At 54.7% G+C, this 25,479-nt stretch carries 25 protein-coding genes; 15 read left to right on the forward strand and 10 right to left on the reverse strand.

Annotated features, from left to right (window positions below; translation table 11 throughout):
* The first annotated feature begins 48 nt into the window (after positions 1–48).
* Both nikR and recA read left to right on the forward strand, forming a co-directional pair.
* Entirely contained in the window at positions 49–528 is a 480-nt protein-coding gene (gene nikR / locus IT893_RS04020; RefSeq protein ID WP_197146896.1) for a nickel-responsive transcriptional regulator NikR, read from the forward strand.
* Between the two features lie 285 nt (positions 529–813).
* Positions 814–1,887, forward strand: a complete 1,074-nt coding sequence (gene recA, locus IT893_RS04025) for a recombinase RecA (protein ID WP_040823385.1) — start codon at positions 814–816, stop codon at positions 1,885–1,887.
* 103 nt (positions 1,888–1,990) lie between these two features.
* Here the strand turns inward: recA and IT893_RS04030 are convergent, their stop codons facing one another.
* Positions 1,991–2,992 carry an AraC family transcriptional regulator gene (locus tag IT893_RS04030; RefSeq protein WP_197146897.1) on the reverse strand — a complete coding sequence of 334 codons (1,002 nt, stop codon included), beginning with the start codon at positions 2,990–2,992 and terminating at the stop codon, positions 1,991–1,993.
* A gap of 133 nt (positions 2,993–3,125) precedes the next feature.
* Between IT893_RS04030 and IT893_RS04035 the strand changes: the two genes are divergently transcribed.
* The 6 genes from IT893_RS04035 (at position 3,126) to alaS (ending at position 8,476) form a co-directional block, all read left to right on the forward strand.
* The gene (locus IT893_RS04035; protein ID WP_197146898.1) at positions 3,126–4,178 is read left to right on the forward strand and encodes a hypothetical protein; all 1,053 of its coding nucleotides are present in this window, start codon (positions 3,126–3,128) and stop codon (positions 4,176–4,178) included.
* 216 nt (positions 4,179–4,394) lie between these two features.
* Entirely contained in the window at positions 4,395–4,535 is a 141-nt protein-coding gene (locus IT893_RS04040; protein ID WP_008890360.1) for an entericidin A/B family lipoprotein, read from the forward strand.
* A 53-nt stretch (positions 4,536–4,588) separates the two neighbouring features.
* A complete protein-coding gene (locus tag IT893_RS04045; protein ID WP_008890359.1) occupies positions 4,589–4,765 on the forward strand; it encodes a DUF1328 domain-containing protein in 177 nt (58 codons plus the stop codon).
* Positions 4,766–4,971: 206 nt separating this feature from the next.
* Positions 4,972–5,115, forward strand: coding sequence for an entericidin A/B family lipoprotein (locus IT893_RS04050; RefSeq protein WP_008890358.1), 144 nt, complete (start codon positions 4,972–4,974; stop codon positions 5,113–5,115).
* The gene (locus tag IT893_RS04055) at positions 5,102–5,641 is read left to right on the forward strand and encodes a GNAT family N-acetyltransferase (protein ID WP_197146899.1); all 540 of its coding nucleotides are present in this window, start codon (positions 5,102–5,104) and stop codon (positions 5,639–5,641) included. The genes IT893_RS04050 and IT893_RS04055 overlap by 14 nt, the downstream gene beginning before the upstream one ends.
* A gap of 180 nt (positions 5,642–5,821) precedes the next feature.
* Positions 5,822–8,476, forward strand: a complete 2,655-nt coding sequence (gene alaS / locus IT893_RS04060; RefSeq protein ID WP_197146900.1) for an alanine--tRNA ligase — start codon at positions 5,822–5,824, stop codon at positions 8,474–8,476.
* 85 nt (positions 8,477–8,561) lie between these two features.
* On the opposite strand, the gene IT893_RS04065 is transcribed toward alaS, so the two are convergent.
* The 9 genes from IT893_RS04065 to IT893_RS04105 all read right to left on the reverse strand — a co-directional run bounded on the left by IT893_RS04065 (position 8,562) and on the right by IT893_RS04105 (position 18,332).
* A complete protein-coding gene (locus tag IT893_RS04065; protein ID WP_197146901.1) occupies positions 8,562–9,935 on the reverse strand; it encodes a DUF2254 domain-containing protein in 1,374 nt (457 codons plus the stop codon).
* Positions 9,936–10,123: 188 nt separating this feature from the next.
* The gene (locus IT893_RS04070) at positions 10,124–10,966 is read right to left on the reverse strand and encodes a lipopolysaccharide assembly protein LapB (RefSeq protein WP_197146902.1); all 843 of its coding nucleotides are present in this window, start codon (positions 10,964–10,966) and stop codon (positions 10,124–10,126) included.
* A gap of 210 nt (positions 10,967–11,176) precedes the next feature.
* Positions 11,177–11,893 (reverse strand): hypothetical protein, encoded by a 717-nt coding sequence (locus IT893_RS04075; RefSeq protein WP_064782326.1) that lies wholly within the window; start codon positions 11,891–11,893, stop codon positions 11,177–11,179.
* Positions 11,894–12,078: 185 nt separating this feature from the next.
* Positions 12,079–13,503: an aldehyde dehydrogenase family protein gene (locus tag IT893_RS04080; protein ID WP_197146903.1), complete on the reverse strand. Its 1,425-nt coding sequence runs from the start codon at positions 13,501–13,503 to the stop codon at positions 12,079–12,081.
* 85 nt (positions 13,504–13,588) lie between these two features.
* The gene (locus tag IT893_RS04085; protein ID WP_197146904.1) at positions 13,589–14,320 is read right to left on the reverse strand and encodes an MBL fold metallo-hydrolase; all 732 of its coding nucleotides are present in this window, start codon (positions 14,318–14,320) and stop codon (positions 13,589–13,591) included.
* Positions 14,317–15,429: an ABC transporter ATP-binding protein gene (locus tag IT893_RS20295; protein WP_197146905.1), complete on the reverse strand. Its 1,113-nt coding sequence runs from the start codon at positions 15,427–15,429 to the stop codon at positions 14,317–14,319. Before IT893_RS20295 ends, IT893_RS04085 begins: the two co-directional genes overlap by 4 nt.
* A complete protein-coding gene (locus IT893_RS04095; protein ID WP_197146906.1) occupies positions 15,426–16,217 on the reverse strand; it encodes an ABC transporter permease in 792 nt (263 codons plus the stop codon). Before IT893_RS04095 ends, IT893_RS20295 begins: the two co-directional genes overlap by 4 nt.
* Position 16,218: 1 nt before the next feature.
* Positions 16,219–17,082 carry an ABC transporter permease gene (locus IT893_RS04100; protein WP_197146907.1) on the reverse strand — a complete coding sequence of 288 codons (864 nt, stop codon included), beginning with the start codon at positions 17,080–17,082 and terminating at the stop codon, positions 16,219–16,221.
* A gap of 161 nt (positions 17,083–17,243) precedes the next feature.
* Positions 17,244–18,332 (reverse strand): PotD/PotF family extracellular solute-binding protein, encoded by a 1,089-nt coding sequence (locus IT893_RS04105; protein WP_064782320.1) that lies wholly within the window; start codon positions 18,330–18,332, stop codon positions 17,244–17,246.
* Between the two features lie 142 nt (positions 18,333–18,474).
* On the opposite strand from IT893_RS04105, the gene IT893_RS04110 reads away from it, so the two are divergent.
* From IT893_RS04110 to IT893_RS04140, 7 genes are all read left to right on the forward strand, one after another.
* Positions 18,475–19,098, forward strand: coding sequence for a TetR/AcrR family transcriptional regulator (locus IT893_RS04110; RefSeq protein WP_197146908.1), 624 nt, complete (start codon positions 18,475–18,477; stop codon positions 19,096–19,098).
* 209 nt (positions 19,099–19,307) lie between these two features.
* Positions 19,308–20,303 carry an AraC family transcriptional regulator gene (locus IT893_RS04115; protein WP_197146909.1) on the forward strand — a complete coding sequence of 332 codons (996 nt, stop codon included), beginning with the start codon at positions 19,308–19,310 and terminating at the stop codon, positions 20,301–20,303.
* A gap of 82 nt (positions 20,304–20,385) precedes the next feature.
* Positions 20,386–21,234 (forward strand): MoxR family ATPase, encoded by an 849-nt coding sequence (locus tag IT893_RS04120; protein ID WP_008890344.1) that lies wholly within the window; start codon positions 20,386–20,388, stop codon positions 21,232–21,234.
* A gap of 5 nt (positions 21,235–21,239) precedes the next feature.
* Positions 21,240–22,427, forward strand: a complete 1,188-nt coding sequence (locus tag IT893_RS04125) for a VWA domain-containing protein (protein ID WP_197146910.1) — start codon at positions 21,240–21,242, stop codon at positions 22,425–22,427.
* A gap of 125 nt (positions 22,428–22,552) precedes the next feature.
* On the forward strand, positions 22,553–23,623 hold the full coding sequence (gene glpQ / locus IT893_RS04130; RefSeq protein WP_197146911.1) for a glycerophosphodiester phosphodiesterase: 1,071 nt from the start codon (positions 22,553–22,555) through the stop codon (positions 23,621–23,623).
* Positions 23,624–23,743: 120 nt separating this feature from the next.
* Entirely contained in the window at positions 23,744–24,346 is a 603-nt protein-coding gene (gene wrbA / locus IT893_RS04135) for an NAD(P)H:quinone oxidoreductase (RefSeq protein WP_197146912.1), read from the forward strand.
* A gap of 176 nt (positions 24,347–24,522) precedes the next feature.
* Complete coding sequence (locus IT893_RS04140; protein ID WP_197146913.1) at positions 24,523–25,386, forward strand: pirin family protein; 864 nt, start codon at positions 24,523–24,525, stop codon at positions 25,384–25,386.
* Positions 25,387–25,479: the final 93 nt, after the last annotated feature.

Genomic DNA, 25,479 nt, shown 5'->3' on the forward strand with positions numbered 1-25,479 from the left:
CAAAAAAGATCATACTCGTCAAGCCGTTGATTGTGAGAGGTAGTCAAAATGACCCGCGTGACCGTATCGATTGAAGACGATCTGATGGAGGCGTTTGACGCGTTTCTTGATCACCGCGGCTATACCAACCGGTCAGAGGGATTTCGCGATCTGATCCGTGAAAAGCTTCAGAACACCAAGCTTGAAGACAATGCCGACGGGGTCGGGATTGCGGTTCTGAACTATGTCTATGATCACGAGGAACGCATGCTGGCATCACGCCTGATGAGCACTCAGCACGAACATCACAATCTGACGGTTTCCACGGTGCACTTCCATATTGATCATGATACCTGCCTTGAAAGTGTGACACTGCGCGGGCGGCTTTCTGAAATCCGCGCCTTTGCCGACAAGGTTCTGGCACAGCCGGGCGTGCGCCACGGGCAGCTTTACACCGTGCCGGGTGAATTGCATGTCGAAAGCCATCATCATGGCGATGATCACGATGGACATGCGCCTAAGCACGAACATCTTAAAATCACCACCTGATCGTATTGCCAAACCGTCACTGACCCCACGCCCCGCTGTTGTTGGGCGGGCGGTTGAAGCATCTGTTCTCTGAAAGTTCTAATCGAAGCCATGAGAACAAACTTGCAACATCCGAATTTTTGTGAGAATGTTCGCATTATGTTCTCAGTTGTTTTGTCGATAAGAACGCAGTGGCAGGCTGCGGCAACAGGCAAAACAGTCTAGCGGTGGCGTTCCGCATTATAGGTCCGGGGAACCGCCTGCGTTGCATCCAACCCGGCCCTGTGGAATAAGAGAGTTCGAGCAATGATTCAGACCGCGCTGCATTTGGTGGATAAGGATACTATGGATAAGCAGAAGGCACTCGAAGCCGCCCTTGGGCAGATCGAACGGGCATTTGGCAAAGGTTCGATTATGAAGCTGGGTCAGCGGGAAAGCGCCGTTGATATCTCAGCTATTTCAACCGGTTCGCTCGGTCTTGATATCGGACTGGGCATTGGCGGTCTGCCGCGTGGCCGTATCGTCGAAATCTATGGTCCGGAAAGTTCGGGTAAAACCACGCTGGCGTTGCACACGGTTGCCGAAGCCCAGAAGCTTGGCGGGACCTGTGCGTTTGTCGATGCCGAACACGCGCTTGACCCGGGATATGCCCGCAAGCTTGGTGTGAATACCGACGAACTCCTGATTTCCCAGCCCGATGCCGGTGAACAGGCCCTTGAAATCGCTGACACGCTGGTGCGTTCTGGCGCGATTGATGTTCTGGTCGTCGATTCGGTTGCTGCCCTTGTCCCGCGCGCCGAACTTGAAGGTGAGATGGGCGATACGCACGTTGGTCTGCAGGCCCGCCTGATGAGCCAAGCACTGCGTAAACTGACCAGTTCTGTTTCGCGTTCGAACTGCATGGTCATCTTCATCAACCAGATCCGTATGAAGATTGGTGTGATGTTCGGCAGCCCGGAAACCACAACCGGTGGTAACGCGCTTAAATTCTATGCCTCTGTCCGCCTTGATATCCGTCGTATCGGTCAGATCAAGGACCGCGACGAAGTCGTTGGTAACCAGACGCGTGTGAAGGTCGTCAAAAACAAGATGGCCCCGCCGTTCAAGCAGGTTGAATTCGACATCATGTATGGCGAAGGCATTTCCAAGATGGGTGAAATCCTTGATCTTGGCGTCAAGGCCGGTATCGTCGAGAAATCCGGTTCCTGGTTCTCCTACAACTCGACCCGTATCGGTCAGGGCCGCGAGAACGCCAAGAGCTTCCTGCGCGAGAATCCGGAAATGACCAAGGAGATCGAAAACAGCATTCGCGAGAGTGCCGGTCTGATCGCCGAAGCCATGACCAATATGAGCGAAGACGAACCGGTCAACGACGATTGATCTGATTGATCATTCCAACTGATTGCAAAAGGCGGCGCCACAATGGGTGCCGCCTTTTTCTTTACTGCTCACGCTGCCAGGTTGTCTTTGCCGGCTGAGGGGGCTAGGTGGAGCCTTGTTGTTGCCATTGGCTTGGCGTTTTGCCTGTAATCCGCAGGAATTCACGATTGAAGTTGGATTTGGTGTTAAAGCCGCTTTCAAGCATCGTGTTGGTCACATTTTCCCCCGCGTCAAGCATGCGGCAGGCATGCTCAATCCGGTATTTATTGATATAGCGCGACACGTTTTCACCGGTCGTGGTGTTGATCGCCATTGAAATCTGTTTGAGCGGACGTCCCATGCGTCGGGAAATTCGGGCAAGGGTCAGATCCGGATCAAGATACAACCGTTCCTGTGTCTGTAACGCGTTGAGTTCGTTCATGATGGCCCGACATTGCTCAGAACTCAGTGCGGCCTGGCTATCATCGACCGGGTCCTTCAATGCGACATCAATCGCAATGTCTGGCGACAGGCTGAGAAAGCCAATTGTCAGTAGCGCGATTGACGAGGTGACGCTGAGAACTACACCGGCAATCTCATCGTTCCCGTCAATCTTGGCCAGCAATATCAGCAGGTCGCTGATGGCTGATATGATCAGTGCAATGGCGATAAAACGCCAGACCAGTGCGGGGATCTGTCCCGATGTCAGACGCATATGTGCAAAATCACCCCGTTGGCGATGAAGCATCACCAAAATTGCCAATCCATATCCGACAAAAAGGCTGCACAAGACAGCATCAATCACGACAGGCAAAAAGAAGACACAGAGCGCGACAAGTGCCGGCATCGAAAAATGCAGCAGGTCCCCGCGTTGTAAACGGGCGCGAAGGCTTGCCTCAACAAATGCCATCCACGCTATGACCGGAATGGCAGAAGCCGTGATCGGCTGAAGCCATCTCAGCCCGTCGATGCCGTAATATTGAACAAGCCCGACCAAAAAACTTTGCGCGGCGGCAGCCAGTAGAAGTGCCATCAGCATCTTGGGCGTTTTCTGGCCGACAAGGGCGCGGACAAACAAGAACCCTAAAACCAGCGCCACAATCATCGGAACAGGTAGAACAAGCATCTGATCGCAATTTTCCGCCTAAGGGGTATCAAAACCGGTTTTGAGACGTCCACAAACCCGTTCGAGGACGCAAGGCCATCCTGTTTTGGGCAGAACTTCTTCTGTACTCCAACTTAGGACAAGGATCCTTGTGATGAAACCGATATATCTCGCCTTTGCCCTGTGTCTGTTCGCAGGCCTGAAAACATCGCCTGTACTGGCGGAACAGCAAACCGATTATGCCGGGTATGATCGTTTTGATGTGCGCGCTGCCCATCGTTCCATGCCAGTCGCGGCCTCAGTCTGGTATCCCGCAGACACCGTGATTTATAAGGCACCTGTCGGCAACAATATCATCTGGAAGGGAACAAGCGCCTATATCGGTGCGGCAATTGAACCGGGCAGGCACCCGCTGGTCCTTCTGTCACATGGCTCGGGCGGGAATATGGATGGACTTGGCTGGTTGTCTTCGCAACTGGCCTTGCGCGGGGCAATTGTTGTTGCGCTAAACCATCCCGGTACGACATCAGGGGACTCTTCACCCCGCCGGACACCATTTATTGGCGAACGCGCGGCTGATATTCAGGCGACCCTTGATCAGGTTTTGTCAAATCCGTCCTTTGCCCCCTTCATTGATCGCCAAAATATCTCTGCAATTGGCTTCTCTTTGGGCGGAACGACGGTCCTAAACCTTATCGGGGTAAGGTTTGATCAAACGCTTTTTGCGCAATATTGCGACCGATTTGGCGATGCCGCACAGGATTGCGACTTTTTGCGCAAAGGAGGCGTCGATCTTGATCATATGCCCAATGATTTCGACGTTCCCAGCCGGGATGACCGGATTACACGTAGTATTGCGATTGAACCGGGCATGGGGTTCGCCGCGACGGAGCAAAGCCTTGCAGCGGTGAAATCTCCTGTGCTTTTCATTGGCCTTGGCGAAGAAGAAAAATGGGCGGCTGCCGATTTTGGTCCGACTGGCAGCAATCTTGTTGCGCGCATCAAGAATGCGTCTTCGGCAAATTTTGCGCCTGCACATCACCTGACATTTCTTGACGAATGTCAGCCAAACGCCGCCGAAATCCTGAAAGAAGAAGGTAGCGATCCGATCTGCACCGATCCCCCTGGCACGGACCGCGCCCTGATCCATCGCCAGATCATTGATGAAATCAGTGAATATCTGGCGCTTGATGCAAAGGCATCCTGATTTCGCAGGTATTGATGTGAAGGAGGTCCACCGTGATCTCCTTCACTTGACGTGCCCCAAAATGATCACGATTGAGGAAATATCCTTTAGAATCAATCGATTGTTGTGCTGTTCGCGCCGGGAAATTTGACCGGGAAGAACAATGCCGGGAACAATTATGAGTTGTTGCCGTTTGAATTCCTGTGAGCTTTGACACGATCAACCAGGAGAATGAACATGTCGAATACAATGAAAAAGTTTCTCGCGATTCTGATGATTTCGGGTATGGGCCTTGGCCTGGCTGCCTGTGAAACCGCCGAAGGCTTTGGCGAAGACGTCGAAGATGCCGGTGAAGCAATCCAGGACGGCGCTTCCTGATCTGTAACGGATCGTTATTCATTATCTTAAAGCAACAATAGTGGGAGAATCCCATGCTAGGTTGGGCAATATTCTGTTTGGTTCTGGCACTGATCGCCGCCGTTCTTGGCTTTGGCGGACTTGCAGGGACATTCGTCGGGATCGCAAAGATCTTGTTCTTTGTTTTCCTCGTGCTGTTTGTCGTATCGCTCGTCGTCAACGCGTTGCGTGGCCGTCGCCCGCCGGTCTGATGACCAGACAGTTGCAAGACTGCACGAAGCATACATGCCTATAGAAAGGACGCCATTTCGGCGTCCTTTTCTGCGTTTAGTGCGGCAAACGGCCCTTGTGCGCGATAACGGTTGCAAGGCGGATGCCCCGAGGCCAGAATATCGCGATAAACAACAAAACAGGCGACATGCCTGTTATCCGGACTTGAATGGAGCATCCTGCAAAGATGGAAACGATGACAAAACGTCTTCTGGCCGTCCTGATGGTTATTGGCTTTGGCCTTGCGCTTGGTGCCTGCGAAACCGCCGAAGGATTTGGTCGCGATATGGAAAAACTCGGCAAGTCGATCCAGGACAGTGCAAACGACTAGTCCACGAACGGCCCATCTTCAGACAAACCGTCTTCAAACAGACCGCCTCGACCTTTCGGCGGCCAGATTGGTCGACATCCCCGACCTTTATGCCTTCCTTGGCGATCGTGATGCCATGCGGTTCACCCAGTGTGATGAAAGCTTTGCGGCGTGTCGCAAGCGCGTACTGGTCCATGAATGGTTCCGGCGCCGCGATGGATTTGCACCATGGGTCGTAAGGCTGCGCACGTCTGGCGACATCATTGGATGGGGCGGGCTGTATACTGATCCGTTTGATCCCGGTTGGGGGCCGGAGCTTGGCTATTACCTGGCGCCGAACGCCTGGGGGCAGGGGATTGGTCGGGAACTGGCGACTGCGGCGCTTGACTATGGGCGGAGAAAGACACCGATTTCGTGTCTGACCGCCTTTGCCCATCCGCAAAATTCGGCGTCGCGCAAATTGTTGCTGGGGCTTGGGTTTGAGGCCGCCGGGTTTGTCAAGGAAATGAACCGGGATCGATTCACATTATTGCTGAAAACCGGCTGAATTTTGGCTGGGTTTGGCCCGATTAACCTGCCCCAAATCGCCGAATTGGGCAAAACTTGCGGCAAATCCCCCGGACTCCTTTCGCCTGACTGGACAGGGCAGGGCCGAGCCGCTAAATAGGGCAGTCCGTTCGCCAGTATGGCGCGCGCAGTTGTTCCGCGTTTTCCGGGTTGGAGAGATATGCAGACCGTCAACGATATCCGCACCACGTTTCTGGAGTTCTTCCGCAAGAACGGCCACGAAGTCGTTTCGTCCAGCCCGCTGGTGCCGCGCAATGACCCTACCCTGATGTTCACCAACGCCGGGATGGTTCAGTTCAAGAACGTTTTCACCGGCCAGGAACACCGCGATTATTCGCGTGCCGCGACCTCGCAGAAATGCGTGCGCGCCGGGGGCAAGCATAACGACCTTGAAAATGTCGGTCATACCGCACGCCATCACACCTTCTTTGAAATGCTCGGCAACTTTTCGTTCGGCGACTATTTCAAGGAAAACGCGATTGAATTCGCCTGGAACCTGATCACCAAGGAATATGGCCTTCCGAAAGACAAGCTGCTGGTCACGGTCTATCACACCGATGACGAGGCACATGGTCTTTGGAAAAAGATCGCCGGTCTGACTGATGATCGCATCATCCGTATCCCGACCTCGGATAACTTCTGGTCGATGGGCGATACCGGCCCGTGTGGTCCGTGCTCGGAAATCTTCTTTGATCATGGCGATCACATCTGGGGTGGCCCTCCTGGCAGTGCGGAAGAAGACGGCGACCGTTTCATTGAAATCTGGAACCTCGTCTTCATGCAGTACGAACAGATGGCAAATGGTGATCGTGTTGATCTGCCAAAACCGTCGATCGATACCGGCATGGGTCTCGAACGTATTGCCGCTGTGCTTCAGGGCAAGCACGACAACTATGACATCGATTTGATGCGTGCGCTGGTCGAAGCATCGGCCGATGCCACCAACACCGATCCGGATGGTTCACATAATGTGTCGCACCGCGTGGTTGCCGACCATCTGCGTTCAACCAGCTTCCTGATTGCCGATGGTGTTCTGCCGTCCAATGCCGGTCGCGGCAACGTTCTGCGCCGTATCATGCGCCGCGCGATGCGCCACCTGCATATGGTCGGAACCCAGGACCCGACGATGTATAAGCTGGTCCCCGCTCTGGTAAGCAAGATGGGCGGTGCCTTCCCGGAACTGGTCCGTGCGCAGGCCCTGATCGAAGAAACCCTTAAACTAGAAGAGCAGGGCTTTAAAACCATGCTGGATCGCGGTCTCAAGATGCTTGATGACGCGACCGATGGTATGGATGCCGGTGCGACCCTTTCGGGTGACGTGGCGTTCAAGCTTTATGACACTTATGGCTTCCCGCTTGATCTGACGGCTGATGCGCTTAAAGAACGCAAAATCGGCATCGATGAAGCCGGCTTTACCACCGCCATGGAAGAACAGAAAGCCAAGGCACGTGCTGCCTGGTCCGGTTCGGGCGAAGCTGCGACCGAGGAAGTCTGGTTTGACATCAATGACCGTGATGGCGCGACCGAATTCCTGGGGTATGAAACCGAAACCGCCGAGGGCGTGGTTACCGCGCTGATCAAGGACGGTGCCGAAGTCAAATCCGCATCGAAGGGCGACGAAGTTGCCGTTCTTGCCAACCAGACCACCTTCTTTGGTGAGTCCGGTGGTCAGCAGGGCGATGCCGGTGTGATCAAAACCGAACATGGTGCGATCATTGAAATCACCGACACCCAGAAAAAGCTGGGAAGCTTGCATGTGCATCTCGGCAAGGTGACCGAGGGCGACGTCAAGGTGGGCGATGCCGCGGAATTCCGCGTCGATCATACCCGCCGTTCAAGCTTGCGTGCCAATCACTCGGCCACCCACCTTCTGCATGCGGTTTTGCGCAAGCATCTTGGTGATCACGTGACCCAGAAGGGATCCCTGGTCGCGGCTGATCGTCTGCGTTTCGATATCTCGCATCCCAAGGCCGTCACGGCCGAGGAAGCCGCAGTAATCGAAGCCGATGTCAACAGCCTGATCCGCGAAAACAGTGAAGTCACCACCCGTCTGATGACCCCGGACGAGGCGATTGAACTGGGCGCGATGGCGCTGTTTGGCGAAAAATACGGCGATGAAGTCCGCGTTGTGTCGATGGGCCTGCCGGTTGCCAATGAACATGCCTATTCGCTTGAGCTTTGCGGCGGTACGCATGTGAAGCGCACCGGTGATATCGGCATGTTCAAGATCGTGTCCGAGGGCGCAGTTTCAAGCGGTGTCCGCCGTATCGAGGCCCTGACCGGGGCCGATGCCGCCAAATACATGTCGGCGCGTGAAAACGTTCTGACCACGGTTGCGGCTGATCTTAAGGCCGTTCCCGAAGACGTCCCGGCCCGCGTCAAGGCGCTGCAGGAAGAACGTCGTCGTCTGGAACGCGAAGTTTCCGACCTGCGCAAGAAGCTGGCAACGGCTGGTTCGGGTGCGGCTTCTGGTGGCGATGCGTTCAAGGACGTCAATGGCGTCAAAATGGCGCTGCGGTCGCTTGACGGCATTCCGGCCAAGGAACTCAAAGGCATGGTCGACGAACTCCGCGATCAGATGGGTTCAGGCATCGTTGCCCTTGTGTCGGGTGACGGTGGCAAGGCCTCCATCGTTGTCGGCCTGACCGCGGACCTGACGGATAAATACAGCGCCGTCGATCTTGTGCGCATCGGTGTTGAAAAGCTCGGTGGCAAGGGCGGCGGTGGCCGTCCGGATATGGCACAGGGCGGCGGTTCTGATCCTGCGCAGGCGGATGCCGCACTGGCCGCGATCGAGGCACATATCGCTGGCTAAGCGATCACCCGCCAAAAAGTCTGATGAATTAAAAGGGCCCCAAACGGGGCCCTTTTCTTTTGTCTGATGATTTCGGTTGCTTTTGTTATGCGTCGTCTTCGGACGCAGAAATTTTGACCGGTTTCTGATGATGCAAAACCCGCGTGGCGGCACGAACGACGGTTTTACGGTCGTTTTCTTCGGGGATGTCGCGTTCGGCGGCATTGGCGATCATGCGGGCATGGGTGCGCAGCACTTCGCGTTGATGATCGGTCTCGGCCAGTCGCATCAGGCTTTCAAGGATTTCAGCCATCGGCAGCAACACATCCGGCTTTGCCGTCGCAGACTGGCGGATCTGGTCATAGGCCGCCCCAAGCATGCCGCCAAAATCAGACATCAGGGCATGGAGGCGAACTTCATCGTCATCATCGCGCCAGATGCCAACCGGATAGCGGAACTGCATGGCATGTGGAAGGGCGTCCCCAAGACGATAGATTGCGGCAATGGCCGTGAACGGGTCGTTGATGCCCGGTGACAGGGCGCGCAAAGCAACTTCCACCAGTTGGCGTAAGGCAAATTCGACATCCAGCATGGCCGTGCGATGCGATCCGATCATGATTGCCTCAAGAATATCGGCATGGCATTGATCGATATTGTCTTGTGCCTGTTTGGAGACGTCATCGTTTAAGGGGACGATGCGTCCGACGATATCACCGATCAGCACGTGCTGCCCGGCACGGATCACAAGCGAGATACGCGTATCGGTCTGTTTAGCGATTTCACAGATTTTTTCATAATCGACACCCTGCACATATCCCGAAGACGCAACGCAAATGGCCTGATCGCGGGGGATGTCCTGTGGGTCGGGGAGGGTTGTCTGGGCGCGTTCGGCGGCCTTGATCGGATCGGTCAGGGTGTTGCTGGCCGATTGAATGGTTTCTTCAAGGTTTTTACCAACACGCTGAATGACCTCATCGGCAACGATCGATCGGCCAAGGTGGTGGACAAACAGGATCAGGACAAAAACGCTGATGACAAACAGTGCGATACCGACCGTCACGGCCAGATGCGGCACTGGGGCAGAGTCCGGTTTTTCACCCATTAGCATAAGCGAGGTGATCAAAAACAGAATGCTGCCAACAAAAGTGCCCAGCGCGTTCTGGGTTTTGTTATCGCCCATGAAGTTGCGGATCATGCGCGGTCCAAGTGACCCGGCGGCAAGGGTCAGAACCACCATCGTGATCGACAGGGCAAAGGTCGTCAGGGTGACGAGCGTAGCCAACAGGGTTTCAAGCAACCCGCGCACCGCCTGGATTTCATTGAACCCGGGCAACAGGCTGGGAAACATGTCGCGCAGGATATCCTGGGGGGCTGCCATAATGCCAACCGCAAAGGTCGCACCGCCCAGTGCAAAAAGCAAAGGCGATACCCACAGGCTATAGGTCAGAAATTCCCAAACGCGGATCAGGCGTTGAACCATGATGCAAAAACCCCTTTCGGGTCAAAGATTGTCGCGTGACCCGGATCCGGGGAAAACGCATGGACATCATATGATTAAACGCCGATCAGCGCATGCAGTTCCCGCCTGATCTGTTTTGCGGTCGGCAAAGGGGAATTCAAAATGCGCAAGCAATGACGAAACGGGCACCGGAAGGCAGGGCAAACGTATCAGATATCGACTTGTTCGATGGCTGCTTTGCCGATCAGGGCTTCTGCCTCGGGCGTGCCCTTGCGCGCGGTGTCGGGCAGCTTTGCCAGTTGATCGGCGGCCGCCCGGATGTCGTCAAGATCATTGATCTCGTCACAGACTTCCATCACCCGGTTCCAGATTGCGTCATGATCCATCCCGCCCATAACGGTCAGGGCGATTGCGCGATAAAGCGTTGCCTGTGGATGGTTGGCATCCTGGGACAGGATTTGTTCAAACGCCTCAAAGGCTGCGATCAGATGGCCTTCACGCAGATTGATCACACCCAAATCGTTTGATGCAGCAAGCGAGGACGGATTGATCCGAAGCAGCTGTTCAACCGCACGCCGTTCGCTTTCAAAATCCTCGTTAGCGCGGTGGCATGTGGCGATCAGCCGGTGGATGCTTTCTGATCCCGGATTATGGTGGGCGGCAGTTTGCAGGGCCGAAAGGGCGGCGTCATAGCGTTCCAGGGCGATCAATGCCTGCCCGCGCAAGGTCAGCATTTCAGGATCGGTCGGTTTGGCGCGCAGCACGATATCAATGTGGTTGAGTGCGCTACGTGCGTCACCGTTTTCAAGCAATGCGCGTGCAATGTGATGCAGGCAGTCTTCATGACCCCCATCAGATTGCAGCACCGTGCGATACTCACCGATTGCTTCGATGATCGAACCTTTTTCATGAAGCGCACGCGCCAGCCCGAAACGGGCATCAAGGTTATCCATATCTTCGCCAAGTGCCTGGCGCAGCATGTTGATTGCGGCGTCATACTGTCGCTGCTTCAAGGCGGCAAGCCCCATATCAGAAAAGGACATTGCATTCATAGGAGGTCTCCCAATCCAATCGCAATCCGTTGACCGGACTGCTGAATTTATCGATTAACGATGGGATTATAATGCCCAAACCGATCATTACCAGCCCTATGTCATAACGAATTCATGACGCCAGACCTGTTGCCGTTGTGAGCCCCAAAAAGAAAAGGCCCCGGAACCAGCCGGGGCCTGTGTCAGGACCGATTTGTGATCCCTGAGCACTTAGTTCAAGAAGGTGTCAGCAATCGGTTCTTCATGTTCCTTGGTCCAAGCAATGATGGTTTCAAGGTTGGTTTTCCAGAGTTCCGTACCAAACGGGCGATCATAAGAAAACTTTTCTTCCGGGATGTAACCTGGGATTACCTCGTCGGTGGGTTGGCGGTAATTAAAGCCGTACTGCACGGTTAGCAGCTTGTTGCGGCGGGAAAAGCGATAGTTGGAAAACACCATAGTTTCGGGTTTCTTTATGTTGTTTCCACGGAAATAGGCCTCAGCCTGTTTGACGCGTTCATTTGCGTTCGCCCCGACATGCAGCGACCAATCTTCAATAATAAAGCACTTTTGATTTCCGCCTTCCTGATTGGCCGACTGCTCATAATAGAGTGTGCTCTGATCAGGATCACAATAGTCGGTCGCATAGAAATAATACCGCATCGACGTCTCAAGTGCGGTGGCAAACATTACGAGGCCATCCAGATTTTTGTCAGCATCAATTTTGGCCAAAACAACCTCACCAAATGGCTGACCTGAGTTGTTTTTTGATATTGATTTTCCGACAACCTTCCAATCGCCTGGTGGCAAAAGAACTTGGCCTTGCGGGACGCTCACTTTCCCTGAATAGATCGTGCCAATTTTGTTTTGCTCGTTAAATGCACTGGTAGCCGTTACACATCCTGCAAGCAGGGCAGCAGTCGCAAGAATGACGAATTTTTTGATCATTTGTGTCCCTTTCCTCAACGTCCCGACAATTCTTACGTGTCTGAATGGAAAGGGTAAACTATCCAAATTCATGGGGACGCGCCCATTCGGATAGTGTCGTTCGCGGGAGGTATTTGAAGCATTTCCGATGGAAGCAGGGCCGGGCGCCATCAGCCAGTCAGCGCCCGGCAAAGAGGTAGGCGATTTTAAAGCTTATGGATCATCTTGATTTCCATGAAGTCTTCAAGGCCAAACAGACCGCCTTCGCGGCCGTTGCCTGATTGCTTGTAACCGCCAAACGGACTGCCCGCCATTGGGGCGGAGCCATTCAGCAACACCATACCGGCACGCAGTTGGCGGGCGACGCGGTCGGCCTTTTTGGCATCCGGGGTCTGGATATAGGCGGCCAAACCGTATGGCGTGTCATTGGCGATCTCGATGGCTTCTTCTTCGGTGTCGAACGGGATCATCGAGACCACCGGGCCAAAGATTTCCTCGCGTGCGATGCGCATATTGTTGTTCACATCGGCAAAGATGGTCGGTTTGACGAAGTATCCCTCGTTAGTGTCGTCGGGCTTGCCCGCACCGCCAACAAGCAGGGTGGCACCTTCGTCAATGCCAGCCTGAATAAGGGTCTGAACCCGGTCAAACTGGATGTGGCTGACCAGCGGGCCGATATGGCTGCCTTCCTTGGTCGGATCGCCGACGGATGCCTGTTCGCCAACGCGTTTGGCAACCTTGACTGCGTCATCATAGATCGAGCGTTGCACCAGCATGCGGGTCGGTGCGTCACAGGTCTGGCCGGAGTTGTTGAAAACGGCATTCACACTCCAGGCGATACGGTCTTCGATATCGACATCATCAAACACGATGTTGGGCGACTTGCCGCCAAGCTCAAGCGTGACACGTTTGATGTTTTCCGAGGCATCCTTGGTGATTTCCTTGCCCGCACGGGTCGATCCGGTAAAGGACATCATGGTGATATCGGGATGACGCGACAGGGTCGCACCGGCAACCGGACCAGCCCCCTGAACCATGTTAAAGGCCCCGGCCGGGAAGCCTGCCTCGTGGATCATTTCGGCATAAAGCACGGCATTAAGCGGGGTGAATTCGGATGGTTTCAGCACGCAGGTGCAGCCGGTGGCAAGGGCCGGGATGACCTTAAGCACGATCTGGTTGATCGGCCAGTTCCACGGCGTAATCAGGCCACAAACCCCGATGGGTTCGCGCAAAAGAAGCTCGCCATTATAAAGGATTTCCTCAGTCTTGAGCTTCTTCAGCGCAACAATGAAATCTTCCAGATGGGCCGTGCCGGCTGCGGCCTGCTGTTCGTGCGACATGGTGGTCGGCGCGCCCAGTTCGGTCGTGATGGTATCTGCAACTTCGCCATAGCGGCGCTTATAGATCGCAAGCAGGTTTTCAAGCCAGCCAAGACGCTGTTCGACGGTTGTCTGGCTGTAGCTTTCAAAGGCGCGCTTGGCCGCGGCGACGGCAAGGTCGACATCTTCTTCGCTGGCCAGGGTGATTTGGGTGATGACTTCTTCGGTGGCCGGATTGATCACGTCCATCTTTTCCGAGGAAATCGGATCAACCCATTTGCCGTTGATGTAAAATTTGCCTGCGTTATCCATAGGAAGCCTTCCTGATCATGTGTGTGGTTCGGGCCAGCGCATTATCCCTAGCACTGGTGACGCTGTTGGCGCCGGTGGCGCGGTTTCAGGTTCGTTCCCTCAGCCAGTTTTTTATTATTTCCCGGTGGCGTTCGGCCCCGTAACTGGCAAAATGCCCGCCATGCACGACCCGGGCCGGCAAATCATAAAGCCGTTCCATCGATCGGACATAGTCAGCTGCATTTGCATGATAAGTGTCTTCGATCAAAGGTCCATCATAAACAATGTCGCCGGAAAACAGGATACCGGTGGCCTTTTCCCAAAGCGCAATACCGCCCGGTGAATGGCCCGGTGTGTGGATGACCTCGAAATGGCGGTCGCCCAGATCAATCACATCGCCGTCCTCGACAATGCGGGTCGCCGGTGCGGCCTTGACGGCGTAAGTGGTCGAGGCATAGGGAAGCGGCGGGAGTTTCGTGAAAATCTCGTCGGTCACATAGGGATCGGCAAGCGTGTTTTTGCGCGTGGGCGCGGCCAGAAGATCGGCTTCACACCGATGGCAAACTCGGTTTTCAAATTCGTGGTGGCAGCCGATATGATCAAAGTGGGTGTGGCTGGCAACCGCCTGAACGCTGCGTTCGGTGACAAGCGGTACCCATTCGGTCAGCGACACAACCCCCATGCCACTATCGACCAGCATGTCGCCATCGCGGCCGCGCACATGCCAGATGTTGCAGCGGTAAAATTCCTCGATGAACGGTTCGCCGATATAGGTGACGTCATCGCCGACGGTTTTCAGGCTATACCAGTCTTCGGGTTCGGCGCGGTCGATCGTCATAGGGCGGCACTTTCTGGTGTGGGGCGGGGCGGATGGCCATGCAACACCACCACCGAGGTCGGATCAAGGGTCAGTTCAACCCATGCCCCCGGTTCGATGATGGCTGATTGCGGCATGTGGGCGGTGATCGTCATGTTGGGGTAATCAAGCGGGCTTAGATGGGCGCGATGATGGGTGCCAAAGAACGATCCATCTTCGACCTTGGCCTTGCCCAGCGTGATGCGCGGGCCGGTTCCGGTGCTGGCACGGAAGTGTTCCGGGCGAATGGCAAGGGTGACCGATGCGCCGGGGGCAAAGCCCCTGCATTCGAATTCAGGCAGTTCAACAGTACCAAGCGGTGTCTTGACGGAAATGGTGCTGTCGGTTGCGCTTTCAAACGTGCCAGGGATGAAATTGACTTCGCCCATGAAGCTCGCGGTGAAAATCGTCTTGGGCTGCATATAGATGTTTTCGGGGCTGCCAACATCTTCGATCCGGCCGGCATTCATCACAACGATCCGATCAGCAATCGCCATGGCCTCTTCCTGATCATGCGTGACGTGGACAAAGGTGGTGCCGACCCGTTTTTGGATGGCTTTAAGCTCGTCCTGCATCTGACGACGGAGTTTGAGGTCGAGTGCACCCAACGGTTCATCAAGCAACAAGACATCGGGTTCGACGGCAAGCGCACGGGCAAGGGCAACACGTTGACGCTGCCCACCCGAAAGTTCATGCGGTTTCTTGTTGGCGGACGTTTTTAGCCCGACCATATCAAGCAGTTCTTCGGCCTTGGCGTGACGTTGGGCTTTGCCGACCTTGCGCATTTTAAGGCCAAAGGCGACATTGTCGCGCAAGCTCATATGCGGGAACAGGGCGTAATCCTGAAACATCGTGGTGGTCGGGCGTTTGGCCGGTGCGACATCGCCCATATCCTTGCCATTGATTTCAATCGTGCCACTGGATGGTGACAGGAACCCGCCCAGAAGGGATAACAAGGTGGTCTTGCCGCAGCCCGATGGGCCCAGCAGGACGATATATTCGCCCGCCGCGATTTCGAGGCTGATATCGTCAAGGGCGGTAAAGTCGCCAAAAATCTTGGTGGCGTTGCGAATGGAGACAGGGGCGGTCATTTCTTTGCCGTCCTTCTAAAGACAATCAATTCAAGAATAAGCAGCAGCGCAACCGAGACCAGGAAGACAACACTCCCAACCGCGTTGGTTTTCGGGTTGAGGCCCGAACGCAACATGCTCCAGATTTCAACTGGCAGGGTGACGTCAAAGCGCGACAACAGGAATGCGATGATGAATTCATCCCAGCTAAACGTTACCGACAGGAAAAAGGCCGCAAGGATGGAGGGCATCAACATCGGGGCAGACACCTGCGTCATCACTTGCCATTCGGCGGCACCCAGATCGCGGGCGGCCCGTTCGATATTTTTCTGATGATCGCCCATGGATGCATAAATAATCGCAAAGCACAGCGGCAGATTGATCACCACATGCCCGATCCCGACCGTCCCAAGCGACAATGATACACCCAACCAGTTAAAGGTGGTCAGCAAACCCAGCGCAATGATCAGGTAACTGACCGTCATCGGCGCAATCAGAAGGCCACGCTGAATACGCGATGCGGGCAGAACAAATCTCGCCAACCCATAGGCCGCACAGAAACCAAGAACACAGGCGACCGTGGCCGAGCCGATGGCAACCATCAGGGAGTTGGTCAGAGCCGACATCAGACGACTGTCAGAAAAGACCTCGCCATACCATTTAAGGGTCGCACCGTTAAAAGGCGGAACCGGCAGGCGGCCATCCTGAAATGAAAACAGGACAAGCACGGCCACTGGCAAAAAGATGAAGCCATACAGTGCGATCAGATAAGACCATGAAGCCAGTTTTGATAAGCGTGAAGAGATCATTTTACGTTCTCTCCATCTTGAGCCAGCGGGCACAGGCAATATAGGCCAGTGTCACCACCATCATCAGAATGATCGAAAGGGTGGCAGCTATCGGGAAATCAGCCCGGCGCCCGAGCTGGAGCATGATGACTTGCGGCAGGGCGAGTTCGTTATTCCCGCCCAGGATCTGCGGGGTGATGTAATCACCAATGCAGAGCACAAAGGTCAGGAACGCACCGACCATGATTCCCGGCAATGTGAGCGGCAACACAACATGCCAGAACACCTGAAACCCGTTTGCGCCAAGATCGGCCGCAGCCCTGCGATAGTTCGGCGGCATCTGCACCAGATTGGCATAGATCGTGAGCGTCAACAGCATGACAAAGAAATGCACAAACCCGATGACGGTCGCACTGCGTGTGCTGGCCAGTTCGAGCGGTTCGGAAATCACCCCCAGATAGACCAGCGTGTTATTGATCACCCCGTTTTGCGCCAGCACCAGCAGCCAGGAATAGGACCGCACCACATAGCTTGTCCAGAATGGCAGGATCGCCATGATCAGCGCCATGCGCTGCCATTTCTGTGGTACGCGTTCGGCAATGATCCAGGCCAGCGGATAGGCAAGGATCACGGAAATGATCGTGACCGTGAAGGTGATTTCAAGCGAGACAAAAAGCCCCTTAAGTAAATGGGCCTTTTCAAAGAATTCGATGTAATTGTCGAAATTCCATGCCATGACGATTTCGCGCCCCTTGCGGGTCGCAAGGCTGATCGCGGCCATGACGACAAATGGAATAACGAAAAACGCGACGGTCCAAAGCAGGGCCGGGGTCACAAAGCCCCATGCGCGGCGATTTTCGCGTGTTTCAAGGCTGGCAGTGGCCATAACGGTATCCTTTTCGCAAACCAGCCCGCCTGGATGGGTGGGATGGTTGCTTGTAACTCGCTTGGGATGGTGGGCGCCGTTGGGGTCAGCTTACCGCAAGTTTGGCACCGATGCCCCGCAAAAAGCGGGACATCGGCCGGTGGCAGTAGACAAGGGATTGCTTACTGCTGGAGCATCTCGACCCAGGCATCCTGCATCTCGGCATCGAGATCGGCATCCGGGATCGGGTAAAGCTGCGAGTTTTTGAGGTATCCGTCCTGATCATCCCAGCGAAGGGCTGCTTTCTGGGCATCGGTCAGGTTTTCGCCAGCCTTGGCGTTGGCGGGCATCCCCCAATAACAAGACGAGGTCGCAAGGCGCGCCTGGCCTTCGGGGCTCATGATGTATTGAACGAATTTAAGGGCAAGGTCAGGCTTTTCGGAATCCTTCATTACCCCGATCGACTGTGCCCAACGCAAGCCACCCTGTTTGGGGATGATCCAGTCAAGGTTCGGCTTTTCTTCGGACAACACGGCCGTGATCCATTCACCACCACCAACAAGGATATCGACTTCCCCGGTTGCAAGCGCAGTCTGGGAAGACACAACTTCACCAACCTGTTTGGAGACCTTTTTCATCGCAAACAGCTTTTCCTTGATCGCGGGCATGTCGTCCGCGCCAAGATCAGCCGTATCGATACCAAGACCCAGGCCAACAAGGCCGATCACCGGCAGGTAATAGTCATAAACGGCAATACGTCCGGCATATTTGTCCGACCAGATCACCGACATGTCTTCCATGTCCTTGGGATCAACCTTGGTCTTGTCGAACGAAATGGTGTTGTAGCCGAACTTTTCGGTGACGGCATAGGTCTTGCCATCCACGACATTGTTCTCGGCCATCACGACTTCGGGAAAGATATCGGATGTCGGCAGGGCATCGGCCGGAATTTCGGCCAGAACGCCCATTTCAACCGCGCGATGAACATCAACACCATCAATTACAAACACATCCCAGTCGCCCGGACGGGATTGCTCAATGATCGAAAGACCGGCACCGGTGCCTTCATATTCCTTGAGATTGACTTTGACGTCGTATTCTTTCTCAAACGGCTCGATCAAGGCCGGATCGGTGTGGTCGCACCAGACCAAAGCATTCAATTCTTCGGTTGCTTGTGCGGTTTGCGCCATGGCAACAGCGCCCAGAATAAAGGTCGCAGTGCTACTCAGAAACTTGTTGCGGGTCTTCCCCGTAGAGACGTGACGAGACATAGGCTCTCCCTGATTTCATAGTTGAGGCCTCCCTTGAATTGGGTTTTTCGGCGCTTATCCGGCGCCGTTGAAAAAATATTGAACGCGTTCATTTTTTGAGTCAATGTTAATTTTGAACCCGTTCAGTTTTTCCGGAGTGACGATGTCAGGACTGCGCGCCCAAAAGAAAGCCGATAAAAACCGCCGTATTCTGGAGGCGGCGACGACCCTGTTCCGCAAAGTCGGATATGACAGTGCGCGCATCGAAGACATCGCCGACATGGCCGGTGTGTCTGTCGGGACGTTCTATAACTACTTCAAAAACAAGGGCGATATGCTGATGGCCACCGTCTCGATGGAGGTCGAGGAAGTGCTGGCAGCGGGAGATGCTATTATCGCGCGCGAACATGAAGATGTCGCCACGGCCTTGTCCGAACTGATCGGGAAATATTACGATCATTCCCTGACATATCTGTCCAAGGAGATGTGGCGCACGGCGATGTCACTGTCGATTGCGCAACCCGAAACGCCGTTTTCCCAACGCTATACAGCGCTTGATCATCGCCTGTCCAAACAGGTTTGCGATCTGATTCGCGCCTTGCAGGATCGCGGTGTCGTGCGCAAGGATGTCGATTGCGATGCCACAGGCGAGCTTGTCTTTAACAACGTCAACATGATGTTCATCGAGTTTGTCAAAGACGAGGAAATGGACGTCGATGGCCTGAAGGCCAGCGTGGCACGGCAGAATGCCCCGCTGGCATTGCTGATGTCTGGTGAAGCTGCCTGAAGCTTACCAGTCTGGTTCAGAAAACAACGTCCTGATCACACCGATCATTCGTTTAACAAGACGCTTTTAGACCCATGTTAAGTTCGACTTGAGGTGCTCGCTGTCACAGACAACCCATTGATTCCATGATATCAAAGACAAAATGCTGTTGATTGCGTCGGCGGGTGATCGCATCGACAGTCAGGCAAAAATAGTGGAACGGGCAGAGTATGCAGGAGACCGGTCAGAGCGCGGATGACGCGTTTGACATGTTTTCGGATCGGGACAGCGCAGACGGTATCGGTGAGCTCAGGCTTGCCGATGGTGAAATGTTTGAATTGCCCGGTGTGACAGGGCGTCTGGAACGGATCGATTTCGATAACGGCATCTGTTTGCACCGTGCGGAATTGAATGTCCGCGAGGATTCCAGATTTGATGTTCAAAACGCTTTGCCGCCGGGCTGGCTTGCCGGATCTGTCAATATTCTGGGCGACCTTGATTTTGATTGCCCGGATGGCAGCAAACACACCATGTCGCCCGAGATTGGATTGATGATGCGCGTCGACCGGCCCGGGACGCGCTATTTTCTGCCCGGTGGACAAGTGATCCGCCATGCCGGGGTTACCATCGGGCTTGATGCGCTGCGTGCCAAGTTTGGCGATGATCTGCCAGCAGCACTTGATCCCTATCTGTCCGATGATCAAAGCGTGATTGAAGTCGGGGCGCTTGGGCTTAACAACAAGATCAGAAGCATCGTCAGTGCGATGTTCTCCGCCCAAGCGACCGGTGTTGGACGCAAGTTCAAGCTTGAAGGTTTATCAACCCTGTTTCTGGCCGAGATGATTGATGCCTATTGCGTGCTGCATCACGATGGCGAAAAGACGCCGGAACCAAGCGTTCTTGAAAAGACGGTGATCGAAGACACGATGGCCAAAATCACTGGCGATCTGGCGGCCGCGGTTTCGGTTGCCCAGTTGGCAGATGCGGGCGGCATGACCGAAAGCCGCCTTAACAGCCTGTTCAAGCACGAGACGGGCAAAAGCTGTGCGGACTTTATCCGCTCCAAGCGAATGGAGCGCGCCCGGGAGTTGCTGGCATCGCGTGATTTCACCGTCAAGCAGGTCGCAGCAGCGGTTGGCTTTAACCATGTCAGCAACTTTTCGCGGTCCTATCGCGACTGGTATGGCGAAAGTCCTGCGCAGGCACTCAAGCGCAATGGCACATAAGCTGTGCGGTGTTTGTTCCCTTGCTCAAATCAGTTGGACGCCCTAGGTTAACGCAAACGTCAACTTGTGTTGCAGGGCAAAAATGAAGTTTCAGGGTACGGAAAATTACGTCGCGACCGAAGATCTGATGGTGGCGGTCAATGCCGCGATCACGTTGCAGCGACCACTTCTGGTCAAAGGCGAACCGGGCACGGGCAAGACGGTGCTGGCCGAAGAAATTGCCAAATCGCTTGGCAAGAAGCTGATTACCTGGTCGATCAAATCCACGACGCGCGCCCAGCAGGGCCTTTATGAATATGACGCGGTGTCGCGCCTGCGCGACAGTCAGCTGGGAGACGAGCGTGTCCATGACATCGGCAATTACATCGTCAAGGGCAAGCTGTGGGAGGCGTTCGAGGCAGACGGCGAAGCGCCGGTCCTTCTGATTGACGAGATCGACAAGGCCGATATCGAGTTCCCCAATGACCTGCTTCAGGAACTCGACCGGATGGAGTTCTTCGTTTACGAGACCCAGCAGATGGTTAAAGCCACCAACCGCCCGATTGTAATCATCACCTCAAACAATGAAAAGGAACTGCCAGACGCGTTCCTGCGGCGTTGTTTCTTCCATTACATCCGCTTCCCGGATGCAGACACCATGGCTGAAATCATCGAGGTGCATTACCCCGGCATCCAGAAACGTCTGGTCGCAGAGGCATTGAACCTGTTCTACGACATGCGTGACGTCTCGGGGCTCAAGAAAAAGCCGTCAACCTCCGAGCTTCTGGATTGGTTGAAGCTTTTGATGGCCGAAGACCTGCCGCCCGAAGCGCTTCGCGCCAAGGATGCCAAAACCGCCGTACCGCCGATGCATGGGGCGCTTTTGAAAAACGAGCAGGACGTGCATCTGTTTGAACGGTTGGCGTTTATGGCACGGCGCGAAGGGCGTTAATCCCGATGTTCACCGGCTTTTTCTATAAGCTGAAAGATGCGCGCGTTCCGGTCAGTTTGCGCGAATATTTGACATTGCTTGAGGCAGTTGAAAAAGGTCTGGCCGGTTATTCGGTTGAGGATTTCTATTATCTGGCGCGGTCCGCGCTGGTGAAGGATGAACGCCACCTTGACAAGTTTGATCGCGTCTTTTCCGAGCATTTCAAAGGCGTGATTGACCTTGCCGAGGGGATGGACGAAGTCGAGAAAACCGAAATCCCTGAAGAGTGGCTGAAAAAGCTAGCCGAGAAATTCCTGACCGAGGAAGAAAAGGCCGAGATCGAAGCCCTTGGCGGTTGGGAAAAACTGATGGAGACGCTTAAACAGCGTCTGGAAGAACAAAAGGGCCGCCATCAGGGCGGCAATAAATGGATCGGGACGGCCGGGACATCGCCGTTTGGCGCTTATGGCTATAACCCCGAAGGTGTGCGGATCGGGCAAGATAAATCCCGTCATCGCCGGGCGGTCAAGGTCTGGGATAAACGCGAATTCAAGAACCTTGATGACAGTGTCGAAATCGGCACGCGCAACATCAAGGTCGCCCTGCGACGTTTGCGCAAATGGGCGCGGACCGGGGCGGCGGATGAGCTTGACCTGCCGGGAACAATCACATCAACAGCACGCCAGGGATGGCTTGATGTTCAGATGCGCCCGGAACGCCATAACGCGGTCAAGGTGTTGATGCTGTTTGATGTTGGCGGCTCAATGGATGATCACATCAAGGTCTGTGAAGAACTGTTTTCGGCGGTCAAAACCGAATTCAAGCATCTTGAATATTATTACTTCCACAACTGCCCCTATGAGGGGCTTTGGAAAGATAACGCGCGGCGCTGGAACGAACAGGTATCGACCTGGGATGTGATCAATACCTATGGTGCGGATTACAAGCTGGTGATTGTCGGCGATGCCACCATGAGCCCCTATGAAATTACCTATCCTGGCGGGGCGGTGGAATATTGGAACGCAGAAGCAGGGGCCGTTTGGATGGGCCGATTGCTGGATCATTTCGAACATGCCGCCTGGATCAATCCGCAACCGGAAAATTGGTGGCGGCACCATCAATCCATCCAGATCATGCACAAGCTGATGGAAGGGCGGATGTTTCCGCTGACCCTTGACGGTCTTGATCGCATGACCGGGGAACTTAACCGCTAGGCCCGCGTTCTTTGCTGTAACAGTTTCATGAAGATTGCACCCAAGACGCGGTGACGCGTTTTTGTGCAGCCAATCCGCGCCTATAGTCCTTGATCACAAAAGGACACTGGATAAGGAAACCCGGGATGCTGATACGCAAAATGATCAAGTCGACCTTGCTGGCGATTGGCGGGCTTGCCGCCGCAACGCTGATGCCTGTGACAGGTGCGATCAATTCGGCCGATGCGCAGGCACTTGATCAGGAAATGGTGGTCATCGCCCATCGCGGGGCGTCGGGGTATTTGCCCGAACATACCTTGCCGGCCAAGGCACTGGCCTATGGCATGGGGGCGGATTTCATCGAACAGGATGTCGTTCTGTCCAAGGATGGTGTTCCGGTCGTACTCCACGATATCCACATCGATACCACCACCGACGTTGCGGAAAAATTCCCGGATCGCAAACGTGAAGACGGACGGTATTACGCGATTGATTTCACCCTTGCCGAACTTAAAACACTTAATGTGACCGAACGGTTCAAGGCTGATACCGGCAAACAGGTCTATGCCGATCGCTTTCCGGCTGAGTTTGCCATCTTCAAGATCCCGACCCTTGAAGAAGAAATTAAACTGATCCGCGGACTGAACCACTCCACCGGGCGCAATGTTGGTATCTATCCGGAAATCAAGGACCCGGCATTTCATCGTGCGGAAGGGCAGGACATCGCCAAAACCGTGATCGCGGTGATGGAGAAGTGGGGATATAATAACCCGGACTCAAATGCCTTTGTACAATGCTTTGACTGGTCTGAAACCAAGCGTATTCGCCAAGAGCTTAACTATCAGGGCAAGCTGGTGCAGCTTATCGGTGAAAACCGCTGGGGCGCACCAGAGGGAACCGATTACGATTATCTGAAATCTGACGACGGCATCACCGATATGGCGAGTGTCGTTGATGGCATCGGGCCGTGGTTGCCGCAAGTTATTGAAGGCTTGAGCGAGAATGGCACGGCGATCATGACGCCAACCCTGATTGCCGCCCAGCGCGCGCAATTGAAGGTTCATCCCTATACCCTGCGCGCTGATCAATTGCCGAAATGGGCGGGGGATATGCAGATTGCGCTCAAGGCGATTTTTGACGATGCCGGGATTGATGGCATTTTCACCGATTTCCCTGATCAGGTCGTGCAGTATCTGGCCCGGAATCCAGATGCTTGATCCTGATGCCTGATCGGGTTCGCATTCGATAACGAACAGACTGTTTCCAAGCTGGCCGTTATCAGGGGTGCATTCTTAAGTCACTATGCAAGCCGACGAAATTCAACCAAGGAGGATGACGTGGCGAAAGTACTGGTACTTTATTATTCGATGTATGGTCATATCGAAACCATGGCCAATGCCGTTGCCGAGGGCGCACGCGGTGTTTCCGGGACGCATGTCGATGTCAAACGTGTTCCTGAAACCATGCCCGAAGATGTCGCAAAGGGCGCAGGTGCCAAGCTTGATCAGGCTGCCCCGGTTGCCGAGGTTTCCGATCTTCCGGAATATGACGCGATCATCTTTGGTGTGCCGACCCGCTTTGGCAACATGCCAGGCCAGATGCGCACCTTCCTTGACCAGACGGGTGGTCTTTGGGCCGAAGGCAAATTGATCGGCAAGATCGGTTCTGTCTTCACCTCGACCGGCACCCAGCATGGTGGTCATGAAACCACCATCACCTCGACCCATACCACCTTGCTCCATCAGGGTATGGTGATCGTCGGTGTGCCTTACAGCTGCGCTGGCCTGACCAATATGGACGAAATCACCGGTGGTTCGCCTTATGGTGCCGGTACGCTTGCGGGTGCCGATGGTTCGCGCCAGCCGTCCCAGAACGAGCTTGATATCGCCAAGTTCCAGGGCAAGCACGTGGCAGAACTTGCCGCCAAACTTGCAGGCTGATTTTCAAGTCGTCTGATCTGATCAAGGCAGTGCAGGGTTCCTGCGCTGCCTTTTTTGTTGCGATTTGATAAACAATCAGGTGCCTGATTGGGCCTTGTTTGGCGACAGTTTTGTGCGACCATGCGGGGTATGAAATTTTGTCTGGCAAGAATGCCGACAGGCAGAGGAGTTTTGAGATGTCTGAGTCTGTGAAAAACGCACGCGGTGTTGAACGTGTCTTGCGCGCGATGGATACATCTGATGGTGCGGGCGTGTCGCTGCGACGGTCGATTGGGACGCCACAGCTTGATATGCTTGACCCGTTCCTGATGCTTGATTCACTTTCGACCGACAACCCGGACGAATATATCGCAGGCTTCCCGGAACATCCCCATCGCGGCTTTGAAACCGTGACCTATATGGTCGAAGGGGCGATGCGCCATCAAGATAGCATGGGCAACGAGGGCATTTTGCGTTCGGGCGGTGGACAGTGGATGACCGCCGGTAGCGGGATTGTGCATTCCGAAACGCCAGAACAGGAAAACGGCCTTTTACAGGGCTTTCAGCTTTGGATCAATCTGCCGGCCAAGGACAAAATGATTGATCCGCGCTACCAGAATATGGAGCCCGATGAACTGCCGGAAATCTCCCCGGTGGATGGGGCGCAGCTGCGCCTTCTGGCCGGATCGATGCATGGCGCAACCGGCCCGATCAACGGTATTTCGACCGACCCGGTCTTTGTTGATGCCAAACTTGATGCCGGTGCGGAAATCACCGTCCCGCTGCCCGAAGGCCATACCGCGGTGGTGTATGTCTTTATCGGCGATGCGGTTGTTGGCGGCAAAGATGTCCCGACCCATCATCTGGCGATCTTGAAAGACGGTGATGGTGTTACGCTCAAAGGCGGTGCCGAGGGTGGCCGGATGCTGGTGATTGCTGCACGTCCGATCCATGAAGAGGTCGTGCGCTATGGCCCGTTTGTCATGAGCAGCAAGCAGGAACTGATGCAGGCGTTTGACGATTACCAGCGTGGCAATTTTGTCCGCAAGGCTGCGTCCTGACCCCAGAGACCTGACAAAATGCGATCTGGCAAAACGCCCTGAACCACATGAATGGTCAGGGCGTTTTTCATTTCACTTCGTGATGAATGCGAA

The organism is Thalassospira sp. A40-3 (assembly GCF_015871485.1).
GTDB classification, from domain to species: Bacteria; Pseudomonadota; Alphaproteobacteria; order Rhodospirillales; family Thalassospiraceae; genus Thalassospira; species Thalassospira tepidiphila.

What these genes read in the sequence shown, in the direction of transcription:
- IT893_RS04080 (WP_197146903.1), bottom strand. Translation starts at nt 13,503, where the DNA reads ATGGATAACGCAGGCAAATTTTACATCAACGGCAAATGGGTTGATCCG.
- IT893_RS04070 (WP_197146902.1), bottom strand. Translation starts at nt 10,966, where the DNA reads ATGAATGCAATGTCCTTTTCTGATATGGGGCTTGCCGCCTTGAAGCAG.
- IT893_RS04050 (WP_008890358.1), top strand. Translation starts at nt 4,972, where the DNA reads ATGGAAACGATGACAAAACGTCTTCTGGCCGTCCTGATGGTTATTGGC.
- IT893_RS04095 (WP_197146906.1), bottom strand. Translation starts at nt 16,217, where the DNA reads ATGATCTCTTCACGCTTATCAAAACTGGCTTCATGGTCTTATCTGATC.
- IT893_RS04105 (WP_064782320.1), bottom strand. Translation starts at nt 18,332, where the DNA reads ATGTCTCGTCACGTCTCTACGGGGAAGACCCGCAACAAGTTTCTGAGT.
- IT893_RS04125 (WP_197146910.1), top strand. Translation starts at nt 21,240, where the DNA reads ATGTTCACCGGCTTTTTCTATAAGCTGAAAGATGCGCGCGTTCCGGTC.
- IT893_RS04140 (WP_197146913.1), top strand. Translation starts at nt 24,523, where the DNA reads ATGTCTGAGTCTGTGAAAAACGCACGCGGTGTTGAACGTGTCTTGCGC.
- IT893_RS04110 (WP_197146908.1), top strand. Translation starts at nt 18,475, where the DNA reads ATGTCAGGACTGCGCGCCCAAAAGAAAGCCGATAAAAACCGCCGTATT.
- IT893_RS04030 (WP_197146897.1), bottom strand. Translation starts at nt 2,992, where the DNA reads ATGCTTGTTCTACCTGTTCCGATGATTGTGGCGCTGGTTTTAGGGTTC.
- IT893_RS04040 (WP_008890360.1), top strand. Translation starts at nt 4,395, where the DNA reads ATGTCGAATACAATGAAAAAGTTTCTCGCGATTCTGATGATTTCGGGT.
- IT893_RS04120 (WP_008890344.1), top strand. Translation starts at nt 20,386, where the DNA reads ATGAAGTTTCAGGGTACGGAAAATTACGTCGCGACCGAAGATCTGATG.
- IT893_RS04035 (WP_197146898.1), top strand. Translation starts at nt 3,126, where the DNA reads ATGAAACCGATATATCTCGCCTTTGCCCTGTGTCTGTTCGCAGGCCTG.
- IT893_RS04075 (WP_064782326.1), bottom strand. Translation starts at nt 11,893, where the DNA reads ATGATCAAAAAATTCGTCATTCTTGCGACTGCTGCCCTGCTTGCAGGA.
- IT893_RS04115 (WP_197146909.1), top strand. Translation starts at nt 19,308, where the DNA reads ATGCAGGAGACCGGTCAGAGCGCGGATGACGCGTTTGACATGTTTTCG.
- IT893_RS04065 (WP_197146901.1), bottom strand. Translation starts at nt 9,935, where the DNA reads ATGGTTCAACGCCTGATCCGCGTTTGGGAATTTCTGACCTATAGCCTG.
- glpQ (WP_197146911.1), top strand. Translation starts at nt 22,553, where the DNA reads ATGCTGATACGCAAAATGATCAAGTCGACCTTGCTGGCGATTGGCGGG.
- IT893_RS04085 (WP_197146904.1), bottom strand. Translation starts at nt 14,320, where the DNA reads ATGACGATCGACCGCGCCGAACCCGAAGACTGGTATAGCCTGAAAACC.
- IT893_RS20295 (WP_197146905.1), bottom strand. Translation starts at nt 15,429, where the DNA reads ATGACCGCCCCTGTCTCCATTCGCAACGCCACCAAGATTTTTGGCGAC.
- alaS (WP_197146900.1), top strand. Translation starts at nt 5,822, where the DNA reads ATGCAGACCGTCAACGATATCCGCACCACGTTTCTGGAGTTCTTCCGC.
- recA (WP_040823385.1), top strand. Translation starts at nt 814, where the DNA reads ATGATTCAGACCGCGCTGCATTTGGTGGATAAGGATACTATGGATAAG.
- IT893_RS04045 (WP_008890359.1), top strand. Translation starts at nt 4,589, where the DNA reads ATGCTAGGTTGGGCAATATTCTGTTTGGTTCTGGCACTGATCGCCGCC.
- IT893_RS04100 (WP_197146907.1), bottom strand. Translation starts at nt 17,082, where the DNA reads ATGGCCACTGCCAGCCTTGAAACACGCGAAAATCGCCGCGCATGGGGC.
- nikR (WP_197146896.1), top strand. Translation starts at nt 49, where the DNA reads ATGACCCGCGTGACCGTATCGATTGAAGACGATCTGATGGAGGCGTTT.